Genomic DNA, 21,143 nt, shown 5'->3' with positions numbered 1-21,143 from the left:
CAGTGGGCTTTCCCACTGGTTAAAATATTTTATATGTGTTTTTCCAACACTTTCACAAATTCTTCTAAGCATTGCTGGTCCACTTCATCAAAGCGTTCCTTGATAGGGCTGTCGATATCTAACACACCAAATACTTCACCATTCTTCATAATTGGAACAACAATTTCTGATTGGGATGCAGCGTCGCATGCAATATGCCCTGGGAAAAGATGGACGTCTGCAACTCTTTCAGTCTTTTGGTTTTGTGCGGAAGTACCACAAACGCCACGACCCATCGGAATTCGCACACAGGCAGGTAACCCTTGGAAAGGTCCAAGAATAAGTTCATTACCTTTTTTTATATAAAAACCAACCCAATTGATGTTGTCTAAAAATTGGTTAAGCAATGCTGATGCATTTGCTAAGTTTGCGATTTGGTCTTGTTCATCTTCTAGTAACGCTTGGAGTTGTTTTGTTAAAAGTTGATAGTCATCTACTTTATTACCTTTATATTGTTCGACATTAAACATGGTTCTTCCCCTCCGTTTGAGTTATTCCTACATAAATAATACCAAATAATAGCTTATCTTGCGTGACTTGTCGATAAAAACTTAAAGGAATCTACCGTAGCATAGCGAAATCTATACAATATTAAGGGTAAGGTGGGTTCGTTATGACAAGCAAAAACATGAAACAGAAAATTATAGATTCATCAGTATTTTTATTTAATACAAAGGGCTTTGATGGTACAACAGTTCGTGAAATTGCTAGAAAAGCAAATTGTAATGTTGCCAATATCTCCTATTATTTTGGGAATAAAGAAGGGTTACTTGAACATCTTGTTTCCTCTTATTTAGAAGGATATTTGACATTTGTTGAACATGCCTATATTGAATTGGATAATAGAACTGCCAGAGAATGTTTATTGCTTGCAATCAGAGGCATTATGGAATACCAAAAGGAAAATCGTCAGCTATCAAGATTTGTCCAGAGGGAAATTTCCTTTGATACCACATTGATTCGTGAAATCATGACTACCTATATGGCAAAAGAAAAATACTATTTTCAAACCATTTTTGAAACTGGGATGAAGCAACAGGAATTTGCCCTTATACCCATTCCGTATGCCATAATGCAGTTGAAGGGTATGTTATCAATGCCATATTTATATCCTCAATATATGTCAGAGGTTCTTCATTTAATGCCTTATGAACTGTATGTGAATGAGCAATATTGCCATGAAATCGAAAAATGGGTCAACACGACTATTTGTAAGCAACCACAATCGTTAAGAAATAATGTAACCCCATTCCCTGTCAATATGTAGTCGGCGAAACTAAAACAGCACCTTTAAATAAATCATCAAACCCTTGATTTAAATCCTTCCTGCTGTGGGCATCGGAACCATAGACAAGAGGGATTTTTCGTTTTATGGCTTCTTTAATGACTTGTTCGTAAGGGTATACCTCCCGACAAAGAGGTTTATTGATACCAGCGCCATTATAGTCCAATGAAAGCCCTTGTTCAGCAATCAAGTCTAGTATAGAATTTATTTTATCGCTGAAATTTTTTGATGCAGGGAATTTTTTTTGAAACTTATGAACAAGTGTCATATGACCAATTCTTTTTGGTTTATACGGACCAAGGTCTGATGTGATTGAAGATAATAATGTATGATAATATGCATCGTAAACAGCCTCTACTGATGAGTAATCCCCTATCATCGTTTCAAACATATCAGGGCTATAATCAAGACAATAGAAGTGATTTCCCTTTTTTAGAAAATGAACGGATAAAATACTATCATTCAAATATCGACCATATTCGTTTAAAAAGGCTTTTGTATCCTCTTCATACCCTTCAATATAGTCGACCTCTAACCCGATATTAATTTTGATCTCGGATGCAAATTTTTTTTGAAGTTCAGTTAAAACTGTAAAATAGTTTTCTAATTCATTTGGGTCCATTCCACTATCCTTTTGAGGCGTGGGATCAACAAATCGTGCAGGAAGTGGTGCATGTTCAGTGAACGAAATTTCATCAAATCCTAACTGCTTTGACTGTACAATATATTCCTCAAATGTATCCTTTGTACCATGGGGACAAAAGGGTGTATGGATATGACCATCTGCTTTCATCGACAAATCCCTCATTTTTTTATAAAATTTGTAAAAAATTTTAAAAGTTTTAGTCAAAAATTGTCGTTTACATGGTATCATAAATACATTATAAAAACATTTCAATAGCAATTTATATAAAAAATACATAAATGTTTAGAATAGATTGATTGTGGGAGCAAGGAGGCCAAATTATGGAAATCATAATCGGCATAATCGTAGTAGTAAGTGTAATTGCCATTTTTGGATTTTATTCAAGAAAAAAGATATATAAAGATGTTGATAGGCTAGAAGCCTGGAAGATAGATATGATGAATCGACCAGTCACAGATGAAATTGCAAAGGTAAAAGATCTCAATATGACAGGTCAGACCGAGGAATTATTTGAACGTTGGCGAAAACAGTGGGATGAGATAGTCACGGTTGCACTTCCTGATGTAGAGGAATTATTATTTGATGCGGAAGACCTTGCAGATAAATATCGGTTTGGAAAAGCGAAACGAGTTCTCGCTCAAATTGAAGCCATTCTAAATGATGCTGAAAGCAATATTGCAATCATTTTAGAAGAACTTAAGGATTTAGTTGGCAGTGAAGAAAAAAATCGCGTAGAGGTTGATGAATTAAATCAATTATATCGTGAGTTGAAGAAGATTTTACTTGCACACCGACATACTTTTGGTTGTGCAGAAAAACAGCTTGAAACAAAATTAGAGAGTGTTTACGGAAAATTCAAAGAATTTGAAGAAGCTACCACGAATGGTAACTATTTCGAAGCTAGAGAAATCGTACTCCTCATTAAGGATGCTCTTGCGGTAACTAAACAGCAGATGGATGAAATCCCTCATTTGCTACATGAAAGTCAAATCGCGCTACCGAATCAATTAAATGAAGTTTCAGAAGGATATAGCCAAATGGAACAGGAAGGTTATTCCCTTGAACATCATCAAATTGAAAAGGAAATCGAAAGAATGAAGGAGCAATTAACTCAATATATTGCTTTAATTGAAGAGCTCAAGCTTGAAGATGCGAAAAAAGGGTTAGACGAAGCACGAGAATCACTCGATACCATCTATGACCTACTAGAAGCGGAAGTAAAGGCAAATCAGTTTGTGAAAACCGAGGTTGAAAAAATTGAACAGGATCTTGAGGACTTGATTGAAGGTAGTAAAAGCACAGAGGAAGAAACCTCATTTGTGCAACAAAGCTATCATGTGAATGACCAGGATCTTGAGCGCCACCGTAATATCGTGAAACAAATCAAACAACTTGTAAAACAATATGTTTCAATTCAAGCAAAGCTCGAGGAAGACCAAATTGCTTATTCATTAATTAGAAATGAACTTGAAGAGATTTACGGTAAAATTCAAGATGTAAAGGAAGAGCATTTACAATACTCCGAAATGCTGAAAACTCTTCGAAAAGATGAACTGCATGCACGAGAGCAAATCTTGGAAATGAAGAAACAGCTTGCGGATGCAAAACGTCTTATTTCAAAAAGTAATATTCCGGGTCTGCCTGTTAAGTATTCGGAGCTTATGTCTGAGGCGAAATTATCTTTAACACAAGTTATGTCAACGCTTGAGGAAAAACCACTAAATATGAATACGGTAAATCAAGCCTTACAAATTGCACTTGATTTAATTTCACAGACATATAAGAATACAGAAGAAATGATAGAGCAAGTATATCTTGCAGAAAAAGTTATTCAATATGGCAACCGATACCGTAGCCGAAATCCAAAAATTGCCGTAAGTTTACTAGAAGCTGAAAACTCCTTTAGGAATTTTGAGTATGCACTTGCACTAGAGCAAGCAGCAACTGCAATTGAGGATGTGGATCCGGGAGCACTGAAGAAGATCGAAGTGTTACTTGATGACGATCGTGAATAAACAAAGGACCTCAAAATGATGTGCACCCCAAAAGTTAGACGAACAATTCTAACTCTTGGGGTGTTTTTTGTGGTCAAATATGATGAAGGATTTAAGCAAAATGTAGTTGACGCTTATTTAGCAGGTGAAGGTGGATATGCTTCCTTGGCTATTAGATTTGGAATTCGAAGTAAAACCAATATAAGAAAATGGGTCAGTGCGTTCCAACAATTTGGCAAACAGGGTTTGGCTTCTAAAAAAGCAATTGCGAATTATCCTGTTCAATTTAAATTAGATGTCTTAAACTATAAGGTAAGAACAGGAGATTCCCTTGAAGAAGTTGCTAGAAAATTTGGCATTACTGAACCACCTATGATTCTTAATTGGTTGAGAAAATGGCAAACTGAAGGTATTGAAGGGCTCTCTAAATCAAAGGGGCGTCCATCATTGTCCAACGAATCAAAGAAGAATAAAAATGAGAAGAAATTGACGAAAGAACAACAACTTTTAAAAGAAATAGAGTTACTACGTGCGGAGAATGCCTATTTAAAAAAGCTCCGAGCTTCAGGGGTAAATATTCCGAGCCGACTGCTAAAACAGAATCCAGGGTCATCCACGAACTCAGAAAAGAATTCAAATTAGCTGTTATCCTTGAAGCCACAGGTTTTCCAAAGGCAACCTATATGTATTGGCAAAAACGATTTAATGAATCCAATCCAGATGAAGAGATTGAAAAGGTCATTCAAGATATTGTAAACAAACATAATGGAAATTACGGCTATCGTCGAATTAAAATGGAATTACGTAAGAGAGGTTATATCTTAAATCACAAAAAAATTCTACGGATTACCAATAAACTTGGAATTACCTGTACATCATTCACACGTAAATCTCGTAAATACAGCACTTATAAAGGAACTGTAGGCAAGATTTCGAAAAACCTTGTAAACCGTAGATTCCATACAAGTATTCCACATCAAAAATTAACGACTGATACATCTGAATTCAAATACTATACGACGGATTCTGATGGGAAGATAATCATTAAGAAGGCTTATTTAGATCCATTTCTAGATATGTTTAATGGTGAAATTCTATCCTTTCGGTTCTCAGAACGACCAAACGCTAAGGCAATTATGGATGCTTTAGACGAAGCAATTGAAATAACAAGAGATTGCCCCTATAGAACGACTATACACTCTGATCAAGGCTGGGCTTATCAAATGAAAAGATATGTAAGGAAACTAAAAGATAACGGTATATTTCAAAGTATGTCTCGAAAGGGAAACTGTCTTGATAATTCACCAATGGAAAATTTCTTTGGGATAATGAAACAGGAAATGTATTACGGTAGAGTTTATAAGTCATTTGAAGAGCTTAAACAAGCAGTAACGGATTATATTTTTTACTATAACAATGAACGGATAAAAGCAAAATTGACTGGCATGAGTCCGGTGGAATACCGTCTTCATACCAGTCAAAAAGCTGCATAAATATTTAGGTCTAACTTTTAGGGTTCAGCACAAAATGGGGTCCTTTCCTTTTTTCAATCAATCCATTTTATGATATGATTTTGATGCAAATATGCTTATTAGGGGAAATATGATGATTTACTTAGATAATAGTGCAACAACAAAACCATTTGATGATGTTATTGATTCGTATGTAAAAGTTTCAACTAATTATTTTGGGAATCCTTCTTCTTTACATGGAATAGGTGGACAAGCTGAAAAGCTTTTAAGTCAGTCACGTTTACAAATTGCATCCCTCTTGCATGTTAAACCACAGGAGATTATTTTTACATCCGGTGGTTCTGAAGGGAATAATACTGCAATTAAGGGGATTGCTTTACAATATCAAAATCGAGGTAAGCATATCGTTACAACATCAATTGAGCATCCTTCTGTAAGTGAAGCCTGCAATCAATTGACAGAACTTGGGTTTGAAATAACCTATCTTCCAGTTGATAATAATGGTGTCATATCGATTGAAAGTTTAAAAAATGCAATCCGTGAAGATACGATATTAGTTTCTATTATTCATGTAAATAACGAGGTTGGAACAATCCAACCGATTGAAGAGATAGGAGAGCTTTTAGAAAAGTATCCGAAGATTATTTATCATGTTGACCATGTACAGGGAATAGGTAAAACATATCTAGATATCAATAAGGCGAAACTTGATTTATGTACGATTTCAGGACACAAGTTTAATGGACTAAAAGGAACTGGAGTTCTTTTCGTTCGCCAAGGTGTTCGAATAAAATCCTTAATCGCTGGTGGGGATCAAGAAATTCAAAAAAGGGCAGGCACAGAAAATGTAGCAGGATTTGTGTCCCTAGCCAAGGCATTAAGGTTAACAATAGAGAAAAGAGATGGAGCTATTCAACATCTCACCGCTCTAAAAAAAGAGATTATTGAACAATTATCAAAAATGCACGGAGTCAAGATTCATACACCTGAGAAAAGTAGTGCTCCACATATTATAAATTTTTCCATTGATGGGTTAAAGCCTGAGGTTTTTGTACATTTATTGGAGGAAAAGGAAATATACGTTTCGACGACCTCTGCATGTTCTTCGAAAAAAAATGAACCAAGTAAAACCTTGCTTGCAATGGGAGTACCAGTAGTTGAAGCAAATAGCTCAATTCGGATCAGTCTATCCCATCAAAATAAAATGGAAGAAGTTCCGATTTTAATAAATGCGATTGAGAATGCAATACAGAAATTACAAAATGTAATGGGGGAAAGAAATGGAATATGATCACATATTAATACGATTTGGCGAAATTACAACAAAAGGTCGAAATCGTAACTTGTTTATAAATAAACTTTCAACTCAAATACAAAGAAAACTTACAAAATACCAAGGACTCACGTTTGAAAAAACGAGAGACCGAATTTATATTAAGCTTAATGGTGAGCCACATGAGGAAATCGTGGAAGTCCTTAAAAATATCATCGGTATTCAATCCTTTAGTTTAGCGTTAAAGGTTATCAGTGAAATTGAACATATTAAAGAAGGCGTTCTAGCAGCCTTCAAACAGTTGGAACACAAAGGAAAATCATTCAAAATATCAGCTAGACGATCAGATAAAAGCTTTTCACTTGATTCCAATCAGTTAAATTATGAATTAGGGTCACATATTTTAAAGAATATCCAAGAAATCCATGTGGATGTGCATAACCCTGATATCAATATGCGTGTTGAGGTTCGTAAGGAAGCAACGTACATTACCTTTAAGGATGAGAAAGGATTAGGTGGCCTTCCAGTTGGCTCATCCGGGAAAGCAATGCTCATGCTTTCAGGAGGTCTGGATAGTCCTGTTGCTGGCTTCCTAGCTATGAAAAGGGGATTAACGCTTGAAGCAGTGCATTTTCATAGTCCACCATACACAAGTGAACGTGCACGCCAAAAGGTAATTGACCTTGCACAGCAGCTAACTGATTTTTCAGGTACGATTAAGCTACATATCGTGCCATTTACTGAAATTCAGACCACCATTCAAAGACAAATACCGGAAAACTATACACTGATTTCTACTAGACGGATGATGCTTCGTATCACCGACGAGATTAGAAGAAGGCGCAATGCGCTAGCGATTGTAACTGGAGAAAGCCTTGGACAAGTGGCAAGTCAAACATTGGAAAGTATGCATGTCATAAACAATGTCACAAATACACCGATTATTCGACCACTTGTTACTGTAGATAAGTTTCATATTATTGATATGGCAAAGAAAATCAATACCCATGATATTTCGATTCAACCGTTTGAGGATTGCTGTACAATCTTTACACCAGCTGCACCAAAAACAAGACCAAGACTAGAAAAAGTAACACATTATGAAAGTTACACTAATTTTGAAAGCTTGATTGAAAAAGCAGTTAATGAAACAGAAATTCTTACATTAGATGGTACGAAGAAGGAAGAAATTAAGGACTTATTCTAAAAAAAGAACTCTTTTGTTGTGAACATTTACCAGTGGTTCAAATGTATTATGCCATGTGATTTTACACATTATATACTCACAAGGAGGTGAAGTCACATGGCAAACAACAACAGTAGTAACCAACTTCTAGTAGCTGGTGCACAACAAGCTATTGATCAAATGAAATATGAAATTGCAACAGAATTTGGTGTAAACCTTGGTGCTGATACAACTTCTCGTGCTAACGGATCAGTTGGTGGAGAAATTACTAAGCGTTTAGTATCTTACGCTCAACAACATATGAGCGGAGGTAACTTCTAAAAAAATAAATATAAATGGCTACAAGGACGGGCTACTACCCGTCCTTTTCTATTGGATTTATTAAAAAATGTAATCAAGTATTATAACCTGGTCATAAATTTTTCACAAAACCCCTTCCAAATTGGTTGAAATATTTTATATAATTAGACTATAAAAGTGGAGGAGGAATGATCGTGAAAAAAGAAGATTTAATTGCACCTGCAAAGTATAATCTCGTAAAGGAAATTGAAAAATATGCAAATGATCCCAAAAACATTGCATTAAAATGGGAAGATGAGCAGGGGAACAAAAAAGAAATAACATACGTAGACCTCTTCAAAAATGTAAACCAAATTGGAAATACCTTGATGAACAAAGGCCTTAAGAAAGGTGACAAAGTATTAGTTATTATTCCTCGTTTAGTCGAAGCATATATGGTTTATTTAGGCGCTTTAAAAGCCGGATTAGTGGTCATCCCAAGTTCTGAAATGCTCCGTACGAAAGACCTTCAATACCGACTCATTCATGGAGATGTGAAAGCGATTATCAGCCACCACCCATATTGTGATCAATTTTTATCCATTGAAAATATCGACCATCTTCAAAAGTTTGTAGTTGGGGAAAAAGTAGATGGTTGGGATTCTTTAGAAGAAAATATGAAAAATCAATCTGAACAGCTGAAGGCAGTTGAAACAAATAAGGATGACATGGCCTTCTTATCTTACACATCCGGGACAACTGGAAATCCAAAAGGCGTTGTTCATACACATGGTTGGGCATATGCTCACTTAAAAACAGCTGCTCCTTATTGGCTAAGTATCAGTGAATCAGATACGGTTTGGGCGACGGCAGGCCCTGGTTGGCAAAAATGGATTTGGAGCCCATTTCTATCGACACTCGGAAGTGGTGCAACAGGATTTGTGTATTTCGGTAAATTTAATCCAAATAAATATTTAGAATTGCTAAGTTCTTATAAGATTAATGTCCTATGTTGTACGCCAACAGAATATCGTTTGATGGCAAAGGTAGAAAATCTATCTGATTACTCACTTCCGGATTTACATAGTGCTGTTTCAGCGGGGGAACCTTTAAACCGGGAAGTAATCGACACATTCAAAAGAGAATTTAACGTAGAAGTTCGAGATGGTTATGGACAAACAGAAAATACATTATTAGTAGGTGTATTAAAAGGAATGCAAATTAAGCCTGGTTCCATGGGCAAACCAACACCTGGCAATCATGTAGAAATTGTTGATGAGTTTGGTAAGCCTTGTCCGGTAGGAGAAGTAGGCGATATTGGTGTCCATGTCGACACACCAGCTCTTTTTAAAGAATATTACAAGGATCCTGAAAGAACAGCTATGCAATTTAGAGGAGATTACTATATTACAGGAGACAAGGCAAAAAAAGACGAAGATGGCTATTTCTGGTTTGAAGGCCGTGCTGATGATATTATCATTAGTTCAGGCTACACCATTGGACCATTTGAGGTTGAAGATGCACTAGTTAAGCATCCATCTGTAAAGGAATGTGCAGTTGTTGCAAGTCCTGATGAAGTTCGAGGGAATATTGTTAAAGCATTCATTGTATTACGCGAAGGTGTAGCATCCACTGAGGAGCTCGTTAAAGACCTACAGGAACATGTCAAGCAAATGACAGCACCTTATAAATATCCAAGAAAAGTAGAATTTGTGAGTGATCTACCGAAAACAACATCAGGAAAAATTAGAAGAATCGAGCTTAGACAAGCAGAAGCAGCAAAGGCAAATGCATAGTAATAAAAAGCAGATAGTATTTTTACTACCTGCTTTTTCGTGTTAGAGTAATCTTATCTTAAATCTAGAACAGTAGGTGTGATGATGGGAACTTTATGGATGGGTGGACAAATCTACACGCTAGAGCGGGAGAATGAGACTGTGGAAGCGGTATTCGTGGAAAGTGGCACCATTGTTGCCACAGGATTAAAGAAAGATTTACAAAATCGATATCAATCCCAAATTACAAAAATAATTGATTTAAAAGGAAGTACGATGTTTCCAGGGTTCGTTGATAGCCATTTGCATCTCATTGGTCATGGCGAAAAACTGTTAAAGCTAGATTTTTCGGACATGACATCTTCCGAGGAAATGTATACAGCCATTCAAGAATTTATAAAAGATAAGCCTGCAGGAGAATGGATAATTGGAGAAGGATGGAATGAAAATCAACTTCCTGACCGAAAAATTTTCCATCGAAATGAACTGGATGAACTTTCACCCAATAATCCGCTCGTGTTAAAAAGAATTTGCCGGCACGCTGTTGTTGTGAATACGAAGGCATTAGAATTAGCTGGTATCACGGACGATACGCCAAATCCTGAGGGTGGGGTCATTGTAAGGGATACAAATGGTCATGCAACTGGTTATTTATTAGATCAAGCGCAGGAGCTTGTAAAAACAGTGATTCCAGAAGTGACGGAAGATTACATTCAAAAGGCACTTCAAATATCAGTTAACGATTGTCTGAGCAAAGGACTTGTCGGTGGACATACAGAGGATTTGAATTATTATGGAGGTTTTGAGCGCACATTGCGAGGGTTTCAAAAAATAATTAATGCAGAGAGCATCAAATTTCGGACAAATCTTTTAGTCCATCATGAGGTAGTCGATGATATGCATCGATTAGGCTTTTCATTTGGAGAATATGGAGATTTTCTTGAATTTGGTGCAATGAAAATATTTGCGGATGGTTCTCTAGGTGGCAGAACCGCATTATTAAGTTATCCATATAATGATTCACCTGATACATCAGGAGTTGCTATTCACACATTAGATGAGTTGAAAAAACTGGTTCAAAAGGCCAGGCGATATAAGATGCCGGTTGCTGTCCATGCGATTGGGGACCTTGCATTTGAATATGTATTAGATGCAATCGAAGAATTTCCACCATTACCAAATCAACGGGATCGCCTAATTCATGCTCAAATTTTACGACAAGAGTTAATCAAGCGAGCAAAACAGTTACCGGTCATCCTCGATATCCAGCCAAGATTTGTCGTATCTGATTTTCCGTGGGTGGTTGAAAGAATTGGTGAAATGAATATGGACTATTGTTATGCTTGGAAGACATTATTGACTGTGGGTCTTCCTTGTGCAGGTGGGTCTGATGCACCGATTGAACCGATTAATCCCTTGCTAGGAATTCATGCAGCAGTGACAAGAAAGAAAATAGGAAGAGAAGAGATTTACATGCCCGAACAAAGATTATCCGTATACGAAGCTGTCCAGCTGTTTACAACTGGAAGTGCTTTTGCAATTGGAAAGGAAAATTGCAGGGGGAAAATTGCACCGGGATATAAAGCTGATTTCACCGTTCTTGATAAAGATATCCTGCATATTCCTGAAGATGAGATACCAGGTACAAATGTAATGATGACCGTGGTTGATGACACTGTGATGTATGAACAATAACCAAAACAGACCAAGCTTCCATTGCTTGGTCTAGTAACTTTTGGGATCATTCTATAAAAATGTTCGTTTTACCTTCTCCCAGAATGAATTGTCCTTTAGTTTCACCGTTTTGATTCTTTTTTCACTTAATTGAATCTCAATTTGTTTTACATTCCGAATGCTAAGAGCTTCATTGTCCATTCCAATTGTAGGAAAGTCGTTTCCATCCTGTACATCTCGCAATGTTAGTTTTCTAGTTCCGCTTAAAATAAACGGAGAATCTAGGGTTCGATATTGGTTTGTGTTTAATGAAGCAAGTTCAGTGACTTGCATACAAGGAAGTAGCGGATCCACGACAGCACCTCGAACCGATTTATTATAAGCAGTACTTCCAGTTGGGGTCGAAATAATCATGCCATCGCCACGGAATGTTTCGAAATGTAAATCATCAATATAGACGTCTAAAACCAAGGTCTTAATGATAGCCGAACGAATGGAACATTCATTCAAACAATAAAAGGATGGATTGTTATCCACCTTTACTTCAATAATTGGGTACCTACGAACTTCGACTCTTTCATGTAACATTGCTTCAACCATTTTGTCAGTTTCATCGGCATGGAAATCACAATAAAGATTTAATGCACCGGTTGTAGAAATTCCAACATAAAGACAGTCCTGGCGGAAATTCGTTTTACGAACGGCTTGTAGGAAAGTCCCATCTCCTCCTATACTAACAATGATGTTTGCCTTCGCAGCATCATCCACAACTGTAAATTGATGCTCTTTCGCGAGCTGATTTAGTTGTTCAACATATTCGATTAGTTTATCTTCTTTTCTATAAAAGAAATAAAGATTTCGACGTTCCATTTAAATAGCCTCCTATTGATTTTTTAAAATAGAATGGTAAAAACTATTAAAGCTATTATGTTGCTTTATATTAAGTTTATCAATAAAATGAAACTATTTTGGTTCTGATTCGTATTTATTTTTGAACAAATTCTTAACTTTATTCGATTGGGGGAGGGACCCCCAATCGAATAAAGTTAAAGCCTCCGGCGGATGCCACAGATTTTCAAAGGAAACTTTTCGAGCGTAAGATCAAAGACTAAGAACTCCACAACCTGTGGCAACGTCTTTGTGAATCACCTCATGTGGGCCTAAAAAATCTGGGCACAAATACGCCAAGGCGCATTTGAATCAGTACCATCAACATCTATGTAGGAGGAAAATGAAATGAATGGTAAACGGTGGGCAGCATTAGGAATTGCTGCAGTTATATTTGTATTTTCAATCTTTTTTAATTTCGCGACAAATTTAGCTTCGAAAAACTTCAGTAGTCTTTCAGATGATTTACTAGCGACTTCCAATGAAGACTTTCTCGAAAATGTTGTAATGGAAGGTAAAGGAATAGATAAAATTCTCGTATTATCTGTGAATGGAGTAATTCAGGATACTGGTGAGGACGTAACATCTTTCTTCCAAACAGCCGGTTATCAACACAAAACATTTTTAAAAATGATTGAAAAAGCGGAAAAGGATAAAACGGTGAAGGGAATTATTCTTAAAGTGAATTCACCAGGTGGCGGTGTTGTAGAAAGCGCGGAAATACATAAAAAGTTAACAGACCTAAAAGAAAAAACGGATAAACCAATTTATGTTTCAATGGGAGCGATGGCAGCATCTGGCGGCTACTATATCTCTGCTCCAGCAGACAAAATATTTGCTACTCCTGACACCATGACAGGTTCACTCGGGGTTATTATGCAAGGGATTAATTATAGCGGGCTAGCTGAAAAATATGGCGTTAAATTTGAAACCATTAAAAGTGGTCCGTACAAGGATATCATGTCTCCAAGTAGGGAAATGACAGAAGAAGAACGAAACATTATGCAATCGATGGTCGATAATGCATATCAAGGATTTGTTAATGTAATTACAGAGGGACGTAATATGTCAGAGGAAGAGGTTCGTCGTATTGCAGATGGACGAATCTATGATGGTAGGCAAGCCAAGGAAAATCATCTAATTGATGAACTTGGGTATTTTGAAGATACGGTTGAAGCTATGAAACAAGATTACGATCTTGGAAGTATCAAAGTTGTCGAGTATGAAACTAATTTTGGTTTTGGATCCCTATTTTCTATGAGTGCGAAAAAAATGTTTAATGATGACATCGAAATGGCAACGTTGGTTCATCTATTGTCTCAGCCAAATTCACCTAGAATGATGTACTTGTACGCGGAATAGGAGGGACTAACTTGAATATGGATCTAACACATGAAGGAGTTCAGAGCAGTAATCATGTTCACGATCATACAGATCGGCCGATCGTTCAAGAGGTGCCACGTTATGCTGGCTTTTGGATGCGGTTTTGGGCATATTTATTAGACTTAGTTGTAATTGGGAGTATAAATCGTATCTTAATCTATCCTGCCTTTCGAGCACTAGACATACCATTAACTGAAAGTCATATATTTAGTGCAACATCAATTGCAACTGCTGTTGTCTTTTATTTGTATTTCGTGTTGATGACCAAGTTTTTTAACCAGACATTAGGGAAAATGGTGTTTGGAATAAAGGTTGTACCTCTCGACGGAAAATCACTCAGCTGGATGACGGTTCTCTTTAGGGAGTTTATTGGTCGGTATATTTCAAAACTCTTTTTTATCGGCTATATCATCGTCGCTTTTCTACCCAAAAAACAAGGAATTCATGATCTTTTATCTGATACAACGGTTATACATGCTAAAAAATAAGAGTGTCCTCAGGGCACTCTTTTTATTTGGAGACACATTACCAAAGATACCCTTTTTGTGTATTTTTTGCATGATGAAAGGTGATAATGAAACATTGAAAGGGTGTGAGTGTTGTGAAGTGGATTTTATTTATTTTATTATTCTTAGTCCTACTTTTCCTTCTTATTCTGGTAACAAAACTAACAATATTTATAGAAGCAAATCACTCACAAGACGATGACCATATTAAGATCAAATTCAGCATTTGGTTTGGGCTGATACGATATACCATTAATGTCCCGATGGTTGCAGTTGACAATGAAACGCCAAGCATCGTGTTCAAAAAGGAGAAGAAAGGAAATGTCCCCACAGATGAAAAAAAGAAAAAGGAGAAATTCTCTGTACATAATTTAATGGATAATCTCCATGATACAAAAGTAATTCTTCAACGAGTCACCGATTTGGTACCGGTATTTAAGCATTTTTTAAAGAAAATTTCAGTTTCAAGATTTGAGTGGCATTCACATATTGGGGTGGGTGACGCCGCCCATACTGGAATTATCACTGGACTTGGATGGTCGATTAAAGGCACGATTGTCGGAGTGATGAGCCATTATTTAAACCTGAAAACTCATCCGGAATATTCCATTACTCCCTCATTTCAAGTAGCCGTATCCGAAACTAGGCTAAGATGCATGATTCATTTTCGAATCGGGTATGCTATGGTTGCAGGAATCAAAGCAATTAAAAGATGGCGAGGGGGTCTACCAAAATTTAAGTCCCAGACCCTTTCAAAGCTTAATGATGCCGATTCGGATAAAAAATCAGTTTAGATTGTCAGGAGGAATGTATGATGTCTGATCATCCAATACAGGGTTTAATGAAGACAGCAATGGAAAATTTAAAACAAATGATCGATGTGAATACAATCATCGGAGACCCTGTTGAAACGCCTGATGGGAGCGTTATTTTAACAGTTTCAAAAGTTGGCTTTGGATTTGCTGCAGGTGGTAGTGAATTCAAGGGACAAGGTGAGGGTGGAAAAGATAGCGGTGGAAGTGGAGACCAACAACAGCAACAACAACAAGGATCTAATCTCCCATTTGGTGGAGGTAGTGGTGGCGGAGTTTCGATTACACCAATCGCTTTTTTAATTGTTAGTTCAAATGGTGTTAAGATGCTTCATCTTGATGAAGGCACTCATTTATTTGAAAAACTCATTGAACTTGCACCACAGGCTGTTGACAAAATCCAACAAATGATTAAAAAGAATAATCAAGATCAGCAAAATCAACAAAAACAACAGGATTTTGATATATAAAAAATGGTAGAGTTAGCTGTCTTACAGTTGACTCTTTTTTGATTCACTTTGGCTCTTTTCTAAAAGTTGTTGCTATTGGATAAGACAAAACTATTGATTAAAGCGGAAGGCGGCAACTCCTTTAAAATGCATTTGCATTTTCTTCGTGCGGTGCAAATTCAAGGAAGAATTTTCAAAATGCAGCGAAAATCAATTGTATCAAGAACTAAGATGTTTGCGAAAACAGCCTTCTCTTTTTCATTCGAATTCATTGCAATCCTTTTGAATTAAAGATATCATTTACACTGTACATAACATTTTAAGGAGGATTTTGGAAAAATGGCAAATATCACATTTAAAAACAATCCAGTCACTTTATTGGGGAATGAAGTAAAAGTTGGGGATAAGGCTCCTGATTTTACTGTATTAGCAAATGATTTAACACCAGTTACACTTGCAGACTCAAAAGGTTCTGTTCGTTTAATCAGTGTTGTACCTTCACTTGATACAGGTGTATGTGATGCACAAACTCGTCGCTTTAACGAAGAAGCTGCTGGTTTAGGTAATGTTAAAATCTTAACAGTAAGTGTTGATTTGCCATTTGCACAAAAGCGTTGGTGTGGTGCAAACGGTATTGAAAATGTTCAAACGGTTTCTGACCACCGTGATCTTTCATTCGGAGAAGCATATGGTGTAGCTATTCAAGAACTACGTTTATTAGCTCGTGCTGTATTCGTTGTTGACAGCAGTGATACAGTAACATATGTAGAATACGTAAGTGAAGCAACAAATCATCCAAATTATGAAGCAGCATTAGAAGCAGCAAAAGCTGCTAAGTAATATAGAAAAGCGCAAGCGCCTTGCAAGAGGAACATCGACTAACTACTGCCACGTCCTGTGGCAAACGTCGATGTCAGCACTTCCTGTGCAAGTCCGACAAGCATAAGAAAAGCCGGCTAGAAGGATGTAGTTTATCCTTCTTGACGGATTGGCTTATGACCTCGAGGGGCTAGGCGCTGGAGCTAGACAACATAGAAAAGCGCAAGCGCCTAGTGAAGTTACGGGAATCCCAATCTGTATTGGGATTCTTTTTTAACTTTGTTGAACTACTTCATTATTTCTTTTAAAATAAAGGGATATGTTAAGTGTACGAAAAGGAGAAAAACAATGGCACAAATATCTGTAGTTGAAAAACTTTTTACCGTTATTGACAATACCGCAACTTTACTTAAAGAAGAATTATCATGTACATACTTAGAGGCAGTTGCCGAAACTGGAGAGAACCTCTTTCAAAAAACCATCCTACAGGAAGAATTAAGTGAACTATCCAAAAAGCGTATCGAAAAAGAATATACCCAAGTCAAACTAGATCAATACTCAGTTGAAGAAATTCGCAAGGCTTATCAGCTCGCTGCTTTAAAAGGAATGAAAGAAGCAACCCAGGCAAATCATGAAATGACACCAGACGCCATTTCAATCTTTATCGGATATCTTGTTTCAAAATTCACTGAAGGCTGGAAAGGATTCAGCATTTTTGATCCAGCTGTTGGAACCGCAAATCTCTTAACAACTGTACTTAACCAAAATCAATCCAAAGACATTGAAGCATGTGGGATTGATGTAGATGACCTTTTAATTAAAGTGGCATATGTTAGCGCGAACCTACAGCAGCATTCCATCCAATTTTATAACCAAGATAGTCTACAGCCACTTTATATAGACCCTATGGACGTAGTTGTCAGTGATTTGCCTGTCGGCTATTATCCGAATGATATAGGAGCAGCTAGTTTTGAACTACGCGCTAAAAAAGGACACTCTTACGCCCACCATCTTTTTATTGAACAAAGCCTTAAATATACGAAAGCGGGTGGCTATTTATTTTTCCTTGTTCCAAATCACTTATTTACAAGTGAGTATGCAAAAGAATTAAATGTATTTCTTAAAGAGCACGCTTTTATCCAAGGAATGATTCAGCTTCCACTTTCGTTGTTTAAGAATGAACAGCACGCAAAGAGTATTTTTATTATCCAGAAAAAAGGACTTAATGTGAAAGCACCTAAGCAAGCCTTGCTTGCCAACCTTCCTAAGTTTTCAAATCAGACAGCTATGGCAGGTATAATCAAACAAATCGATGATTGGTTTAAGCAAGAGAAAAATGAATAGTAGAAGTAAGGAGATCCGATTGGGTCTCTTTTTTTGTATCAATCCCGCTTTTTTTTGATTAATAGCGCTTTCTGTTATCTGAATATAAGAACATTATGGCGAAAACGGTACCAAACCGGCGAACTCCTTGAAAAGTTTTTATACCGATGTTTAAATGAAAATGGCATCTATGAAACTGTGTCGTTTTGCACAGAATAATGTAGAACAAAAATTTACATAGAAAAATGATGTAAACAAAGGAGCGGACGAAATGTCGAAAATCATTGCGATAAATGCAGGAAGCTCTTCACTAAAATTTCAATTATTTGAAATGCCAAGTGAGGAAGTTATTACGAAAGGAATCTTTGAAAGAATTGGACTTGAAACGGGAGTTTTTACCATTTCAGTTAATGACGAAAAAATAACTACAGAAACAGAACTTCCGGATCATGCTGTTGCTGTTAAAATATTACTAGATAAACTAACCGAATTAGGCATTATCAAATCCTTAGATGAAATCGATGGAATCGGGCATCGAGTTGTACACGGTGGAGAGTCATTTGCTGATTCAGTTGTCATTACTGATGAGGTGTTAGCAGAAATCGACAAGCTATCCGAATTGGCACCATTGCATAATCCAGCCAATGTTACAGGAATCAAAGCATTTCATGAAGTGCTACCAAATGTTCCAGCAGTAGCCGTATTCGACACAGCCTTCCACCAATCAATGCCAGAGAAGTCATTCTTATATAGTCTACCTTATGACTATTATAAAAACTTTGGAATTAGAAAGTATGGTTTCCACGGAACGTCTCATAAATATGTGTCACAACGTGCAGCTGAACTTTTAGGCAGACCTTTAGAAGAGCTTCGCCTATTGTCATGTCATCTTGGAAATGGCGCTAGTATCGCTGCTATAGAAGGCGGAAAATCAATTGATACATCTATGGGCTTTACTCCACTTGCTGGTGTAACGATGGGAACACGTTCTGGTAATATTGACCCTGCATTAATTCCATTTATCATGGAGAAAACAGGAAAAACAGCAGATGAAGTGTTAGATGTGTTAAACAAAGAAAGTGGAATGCTTGGTGTTTCTGGATTCTCAAGTGACTTGCGTGATATTCAAGAGCAAGCGGATCAAGGTAACAAACGTGCTGAATTAGCTCTTGAAGTGTTTGCTAGCAGAATTCATAAATACATTGGATCATATGCAGCACGTATGCATGGTGTGGACGCAATCATTTTCACAGCAGGTATTGGAGAAAACAGTGACACTATTCGTGCAAGAGTATTAACTGGTTTAGAATTCATGGGCGTATATTGGGATCCAATTTTAAATAAGGTACGAGGAAAAGAAGCATTTATTAGCTATCCGCACTCACCGGTAAAGGTTATTATTATTCCTACAGATGAAGAAGTCATGATCGCTCGCGATGTCATGCGTTTAACAAAATAAAGATGGAAGGACAAACTCATAAAGGGTTTGTCTTTTTTATGACCTATTTTTACATTATGATATAATACACATAGTCAAAGTTGGAAACGGAGGATGATTATGGATTTTACAGAACGGGAACGACAAGTTTTAATAGAAATTGAAAAATGGTCAGGCCAAATGCATCATGAACAAACAGATTTTGAAATGACCTATGACAAATGGCTTGAAAACTCGTTAAGTCTTATTCCTGAGAATATCCGGACCGAGTTCTTTTCAAAACTAGATAATTGGCTGTTTCATTTACATGCGATACTCCAAGGCTCTCAATTTCAAGTGGATGCAAGAGAACGGTTGATTCACTCAGCACGAATCTTTAACCAAGACATTGATGATATATCGGATTTGAAAAATCTCACAATTGACGAGCTTACATACCTAACTGAAAATCAGATAGCAAAGCATCGCCTTTATTCATTTGCCCACGGAGGCTTGTCCGGTACCGGGGGACTATTGTTGCTTGGGACGGATATACCAGCGATTACGATTCTAAATCTTCGCATTGTCCAATTAATTGCGATGACATATGGATATGAAGTAAATACACCCTATGAAATGATGACATCATTAAAGGTATTTCATGCAGCTACATTGCCTAAACGCATGCGTTACCAAGGATGGGAAGCTCTTATTCATGATGCAGATGGGAACAATCAGAACCAATATTTTTACAATGGATCAGAGGAGTTAACTGATGAAACGTGGTTTGAATTGCCATTGAAGCATATTGTGAAAGCAATCGCGATTTCAGTGTTACGTAAGCGTATGATTCAAGGGATTCCTCTTATTAGCATGGCAATTGGTGCAGGAATGAATTATCAACTAACAAGACAGGTCAGTGACTTTGCCCACAATTATTACCGTTTTCGTTTCTTGAAGGAAAAGGAGTCATAAGATATGAGTGTCCAAGAACATAAGCAAACAACATCCTCCTCTGTCATATGCAAAGTCATTACAATAAGTGATACTAGAACAAAAGAAACAGATCAGAGTGGTCAATTAATGATCACACTTCTTGAAGAAAAAGGCTTTAAAGTTTTAGAGTATAAAATTGTGAAGGATGAAGAAGCTTCTATTGAAAGAGCCATACGTGAAGGCTGTGAACACGAAGAAATTGATGTGGTTCTAACAAATGGAGGCACTGGCATTGCAAAACGTGATGTGACCATTGAGACAGTTTCAAAATTATTAGATAAAGAAATCGTCGGGTTCGGAGAATTGTTTCGAATGCTTAGCTATATGGAGGATATTGGATCGGCAGCTATTCTTTCAAGAGCCATAGCGGGTGTTAGTAACGATACGGCGATTTTTTCAACACCAGGTTCTTCTGGAGCAGTAAAGCTTGCGATGAAAAAATTAATCTTACCTGAACTTGGTCATGTTGTTAGGGAAATAAAAAAGGATATTAAAAAAGTCTAATCTTTGAGATTAGACTTTTTCTATTGGTGTATTTGCTTTGATATACCTTGATTCATTCTGTACCAGATCCATAAATCATTGATGATGGAGGCACATTCTGAAATTTCGTTGTTTAGTTCACAGGAACGTACAAAATCAAGCTCATTGCCGAGCTGTTCTTGTTTATTATTAATAACGGTTTCAATTTCTAAAATTCGATCAGGTATATGGCCCCTGATTTTTTCCCATTGGAACAAAATATATTGTTGGATTTCCTCGGAATACTCCTCCCACTCCTTTTCTAAATAAGGAAGAAGAATTCCAAGTCGTTCATCAAAATGAAAATAATCCCCCATCATTACCACTCCTAGTAGGTCTTGCCCCTATTCTACATCACTCGAAGACTCTTATCTATGAAAAAAGTTTTTTTATTTTCTTTTCTTT

21 protein-coding genes and 1 pseudogene are annotated in these 21,143 nt (G+C 36.8%); 18 read left to right on the top strand and 4 right to left on the bottom strand.

Going from position 1 to position 21,143, the window contains the following annotated elements:
• Window positions 1-29 precede the first annotated feature (29 nt).
• Entirely contained in the window at window positions 30-509 is a 480-nt protein-coding gene (gene msrC / locus RGU12_RS17210) for a free L-methionine (R)-S-oxide reductase MsrC (RefSeq protein ID WP_309537148.1), read from the bottom strand.
• A 143-nt stretch (window positions 510-652) separates the two neighbouring features.
• Between msrC and refZ the strand changes: the two genes are divergently transcribed.
• Window positions 653-1,306, top strand: coding sequence for a forespore capture DNA-binding protein RefZ (gene refZ, locus RGU12_RS17205; RefSeq protein WP_309537147.1), 654 nt, complete (start codon window positions 653-655; stop codon window positions 1,304-1,306).
• Here refZ and hisJ read toward each other — a convergent pair.
• On the bottom strand, window positions 1,296-2,117 hold the full coding sequence (hisJ, locus tag RGU12_RS17200) for a histidinol-phosphatase HisJ (protein ID WP_309537146.1): 822 nt from the start codon (window positions 2,115-2,117) through the stop codon (window positions 1,296-1,298). The two genes, refZ and hisJ, sit on opposite strands and share 11 nt — an antisense overlap.
• A gap of 173 nt (window positions 2,118-2,290) precedes the next feature.
• On the opposite strand from hisJ, the gene ezrA reads away from it, so the two are divergent.
• The 8 genes and pseudogenes from ezrA (at window position 2,291) to RGU12_RS17160 (ending at window position 11,644) form a co-directional block, all read left to right on the top strand.
• Window positions 2,291-3,985, top strand: a complete 1,695-nt coding sequence (ezrA, locus tag RGU12_RS17195) for a septation ring formation regulator EzrA (RefSeq protein WP_309537145.1) — start codon at window positions 2,291-2,293, stop codon at window positions 3,983-3,985.
• Between the two features lie 15 nt (window positions 3,986-4,000).
• Window positions 4,001-4,348, top strand: a pseudogene (locus RGU12_RS17190) (transposase); the annotation flags it as partial.
• Between the two features lie 101 nt (window positions 4,349-4,449).
• The gene (locus RGU12_RS17185) at window positions 4,450-5,457 is read left to right on the top strand and encodes an IS3 family transposase (RefSeq protein ID WP_309538276.1); all 1,008 of its coding nucleotides are present in this window, start codon (window positions 4,450-4,452) and stop codon (window positions 5,455-5,457) included.
• A 112-nt stretch (window positions 5,458-5,569) separates the two neighbouring features.
• Complete coding sequence (locus RGU12_RS17180; RefSeq protein WP_309537144.1) at window positions 5,570-6,727, top strand: cysteine desulfurase family protein; 1,158 nt, start codon at window positions 5,570-5,572, stop codon at window positions 6,725-6,727.
• A complete protein-coding gene (gene thiI / locus RGU12_RS17175; RefSeq protein ID WP_309537143.1) occupies window positions 6,717-7,916 on the top strand; it encodes a tRNA uracil 4-sulfurtransferase ThiI in 1,200 nt (399 codons plus the stop codon). The genes RGU12_RS17180 and thiI overlap by 11 nt, the downstream gene beginning before the upstream one ends.
• Window positions 7,917-8,012: 96 nt before the next feature.
• The gene (locus RGU12_RS17170; protein ID WP_116351771.1) at window positions 8,013-8,216 is read left to right on the top strand and encodes an alpha/beta-type small acid-soluble spore protein; all 204 of its coding nucleotides are present in this window, start codon (window positions 8,013-8,015) and stop codon (window positions 8,214-8,216) included.
• 173 nt (window positions 8,217-8,389) lie between these two features.
• Entirely contained in the window at window positions 8,390-9,970 is a 1,581-nt protein-coding gene (gene mbcS / locus RGU12_RS17165; protein ID WP_309537142.1) for an acyl-CoA synthetase MbcS, read from the top strand.
• A gap of 84 nt (window positions 9,971-10,054) precedes the next feature.
• On the top strand, window positions 10,055-11,644 hold the full coding sequence (locus tag RGU12_RS17160) for an amidohydrolase (RefSeq protein WP_309537141.1): 1,590 nt from the start codon (window positions 10,055-10,057) through the stop codon (window positions 11,642-11,644).
• Between the two features lie 51 nt (window positions 11,645-11,695).
• Here RGU12_RS17160 and RGU12_RS17155 read toward each other — a convergent pair whose 3' ends face one another.
• Window positions 11,696-12,493: an NAD kinase gene (locus tag RGU12_RS17155; protein WP_309537140.1), complete on the bottom strand. Its 798-nt coding sequence runs from the start codon at window positions 12,491-12,493 to the stop codon at window positions 11,696-11,698.
• 366 nt (window positions 12,494-12,859) lie between these two features.
• Here RGU12_RS17155 and sppA point away from each other — a divergent pair, with 366 nt between their 5' ends.
• The 9 genes from sppA (at window position 12,860) to RGU12_RS17110 (ending at window position 20,720) form a co-directional block, all read left to right on the top strand.
• Window positions 12,860-13,873 carry a signal peptide peptidase SppA gene (sppA, locus tag RGU12_RS17150; RefSeq protein WP_309537139.1) on the top strand — a complete coding sequence of 338 codons (1,014 nt, stop codon included), beginning with the start codon at window positions 12,860-12,862 and terminating at the stop codon, window positions 13,871-13,873.
• A gap of 17 nt (window positions 13,874-13,890) precedes the next feature.
• Window positions 13,891-14,382, top strand: a complete 492-nt coding sequence (locus tag RGU12_RS17145; RefSeq protein WP_396232405.1) for an RDD family protein — start codon at window positions 13,891-13,893, stop codon at window positions 14,380-14,382.
• Between the two features lie 113 nt (window positions 14,383-14,495).
• On the top strand, window positions 14,496-15,194 hold the full coding sequence (locus tag RGU12_RS17140; protein WP_309537137.1) for a DUF2953 domain-containing protein: 699 nt from the start codon (window positions 14,496-14,498) through the stop codon (window positions 15,192-15,194).
• A gap of 20 nt (window positions 15,195-15,214) precedes the next feature.
• Window positions 15,215-15,682: a GerW family sporulation protein gene (ytfJ, locus tag RGU12_RS17135; protein ID WP_116351766.1), complete on the top strand. Its 468-nt coding sequence runs from the start codon at window positions 15,215-15,217 to the stop codon at window positions 15,680-15,682.
• A 318-nt stretch (window positions 15,683-16,000) separates the two neighbouring features.
• Window positions 16,001-16,501 carry a thiol peroxidase gene (gene tpx / locus RGU12_RS17130; protein WP_116351765.1) on the top strand — a complete coding sequence of 167 codons (501 nt, stop codon included), beginning with the start codon at window positions 16,001-16,003 and terminating at the stop codon, window positions 16,499-16,501.
• Between the two features lie 327 nt (window positions 16,502-16,828).
• Window positions 16,829-17,824 carry a class I SAM-dependent methyltransferase gene (locus RGU12_RS17125; RefSeq protein WP_309537136.1) on the top strand — a complete coding sequence of 332 codons (996 nt, stop codon included), beginning with the start codon at window positions 16,829-16,831 and terminating at the stop codon, window positions 17,822-17,824.
• Between the two features lie 250 nt (window positions 17,825-18,074).
• Window positions 18,075-19,262: an acetate kinase gene (locus tag RGU12_RS17120; RefSeq protein WP_309537135.1), complete on the top strand. Its 1,188-nt coding sequence runs from the start codon at window positions 18,075-18,077 to the stop codon at window positions 19,260-19,262.
• A gap of 99 nt (window positions 19,263-19,361) precedes the next feature.
• Window positions 19,362-20,195 carry an EcsC family protein gene (locus RGU12_RS17115; protein WP_309537134.1) on the top strand — a complete coding sequence of 278 codons (834 nt, stop codon included), beginning with the start codon at window positions 19,362-19,364 and terminating at the stop codon, window positions 20,193-20,195.
• Between the two features lie 3 nt (window positions 20,196-20,198).
• Window positions 20,199-20,720, top strand: a complete 522-nt coding sequence (locus RGU12_RS17110) for a MogA/MoaB family molybdenum cofactor biosynthesis protein (RefSeq protein ID WP_309537133.1) — start codon at window positions 20,199-20,201, stop codon at window positions 20,718-20,720.
• Window positions 20,721-20,740: 20 nt separating this feature from the next.
• Here RGU12_RS17110 and RGU12_RS17105 read toward each other — a convergent pair whose 3' ends face one another.
• Entirely contained in the window at window positions 20,741-21,055 is a 315-nt protein-coding gene (locus tag RGU12_RS17105) for a hypothetical protein (protein WP_309537132.1), read from the bottom strand.
• Between the last annotated feature and the right edge of the window lie 88 nt (window positions 21,056-21,143).

This window comes from Ferdinandcohnia sp. QZ13 (genome assembly GCF_031324165.1).
Classification (GTDB): domain Bacteria; phylum Bacillota; class Bacilli; order Bacillales; family Bacillaceae_L; genus Ferdinandcohnia.
This window is presented reverse-complemented; position numbering and strand designations above follow the sequence as displayed.

What these genes read in the sequence shown, in the direction of transcription:
- msrC (WP_309537148.1), bottom strand. Translation starts at nt 509, where the DNA reads ATGTTTAATGTCGAACAATATAAAGGTAATAAAGTAGATGACTATCAA.
- refZ (WP_309537147.1), top strand. Translation starts at nt 653, where the DNA reads ATGACAAGCAAAAACATGAAACAGAAAATTATAGATTCATCAGTATTT.
- hisJ (WP_309537146.1), bottom strand. Translation starts at nt 2,117, where the DNA reads ATGAAAGCAGATGGTCATATCCATACACCCTTTTGTCCCCATGGTACA.
- ezrA (WP_309537145.1), top strand. Translation starts at nt 2,291, where the DNA reads ATGGAAATCATAATCGGCATAATCGTAGTAGTAAGTGTAATTGCCATT.
- RGU12_RS17180 (WP_309537144.1), top strand. Translation starts at nt 5,570, where the DNA reads ATGATTTACTTAGATAATAGTGCAACAACAAAACCATTTGATGATGTT.
- thiI (WP_309537143.1), top strand. Translation starts at nt 6,717, where the DNA reads ATGGAATATGATCACATATTAATACGATTTGGCGAAATTACAACAAAA.
- RGU12_RS17170 (WP_116351771.1), top strand. Translation starts at nt 8,013, where the DNA reads ATGGCAAACAACAACAGTAGTAACCAACTTCTAGTAGCTGGTGCACAA.
- RGU12_RS17160 (WP_309537141.1), top strand. Translation starts at nt 10,055, where the DNA reads ATGGGAACTTTATGGATGGGTGGACAAATCTACACGCTAGAGCGGGAG.
- RGU12_RS17155 (WP_309537140.1), bottom strand. Translation starts at nt 12,493, where the DNA reads ATGGAACGTCGAAATCTTTATTTCTTTTATAGAAAAGAAGATAAACTA.
- sppA (WP_309537139.1), top strand. Translation starts at nt 12,860, where the DNA reads ATGAATGGTAAACGGTGGGCAGCATTAGGAATTGCTGCAGTTATATTT.
- RGU12_RS17145 (WP_396232405.1), top strand. Translation starts at nt 13,891, where the DNA reads ATGGATCTAACACATGAAGGAGTTCAGAGCAGTAATCATGTTCACGAT.
- ytfJ (WP_116351766.1), top strand. Translation starts at nt 15,215, where the DNA reads ATGTCTGATCATCCAATACAGGGTTTAATGAAGACAGCAATGGAAAAT.
- tpx (WP_116351765.1), top strand. Translation starts at nt 16,001, where the DNA reads ATGGCAAATATCACATTTAAAAACAATCCAGTCACTTTATTGGGGAAT.
- RGU12_RS17125 (WP_309537136.1), top strand. Translation starts at nt 16,829, where the DNA reads ATGGCACAAATATCTGTAGTTGAAAAACTTTTTACCGTTATTGACAAT.
- RGU12_RS17120 (WP_309537135.1), top strand. Translation starts at nt 18,075, where the DNA reads ATGTCGAAAATCATTGCGATAAATGCAGGAAGCTCTTCACTAAAATTT.
- RGU12_RS17115 (WP_309537134.1), top strand. Translation starts at nt 19,362, where the DNA reads ATGGATTTTACAGAACGGGAACGACAAGTTTTAATAGAAATTGAAAAA.
- RGU12_RS17110 (WP_309537133.1), top strand. Translation starts at nt 20,199, where the DNA reads ATGAGTGTCCAAGAACATAAGCAAACAACATCCTCCTCTGTCATATGC.
- RGU12_RS17105 (WP_309537132.1), bottom strand. Translation starts at nt 21,055, where the DNA reads ATGGGGGATTATTTTCATTTTGATGAACGACTTGGAATTCTTCTTCCT.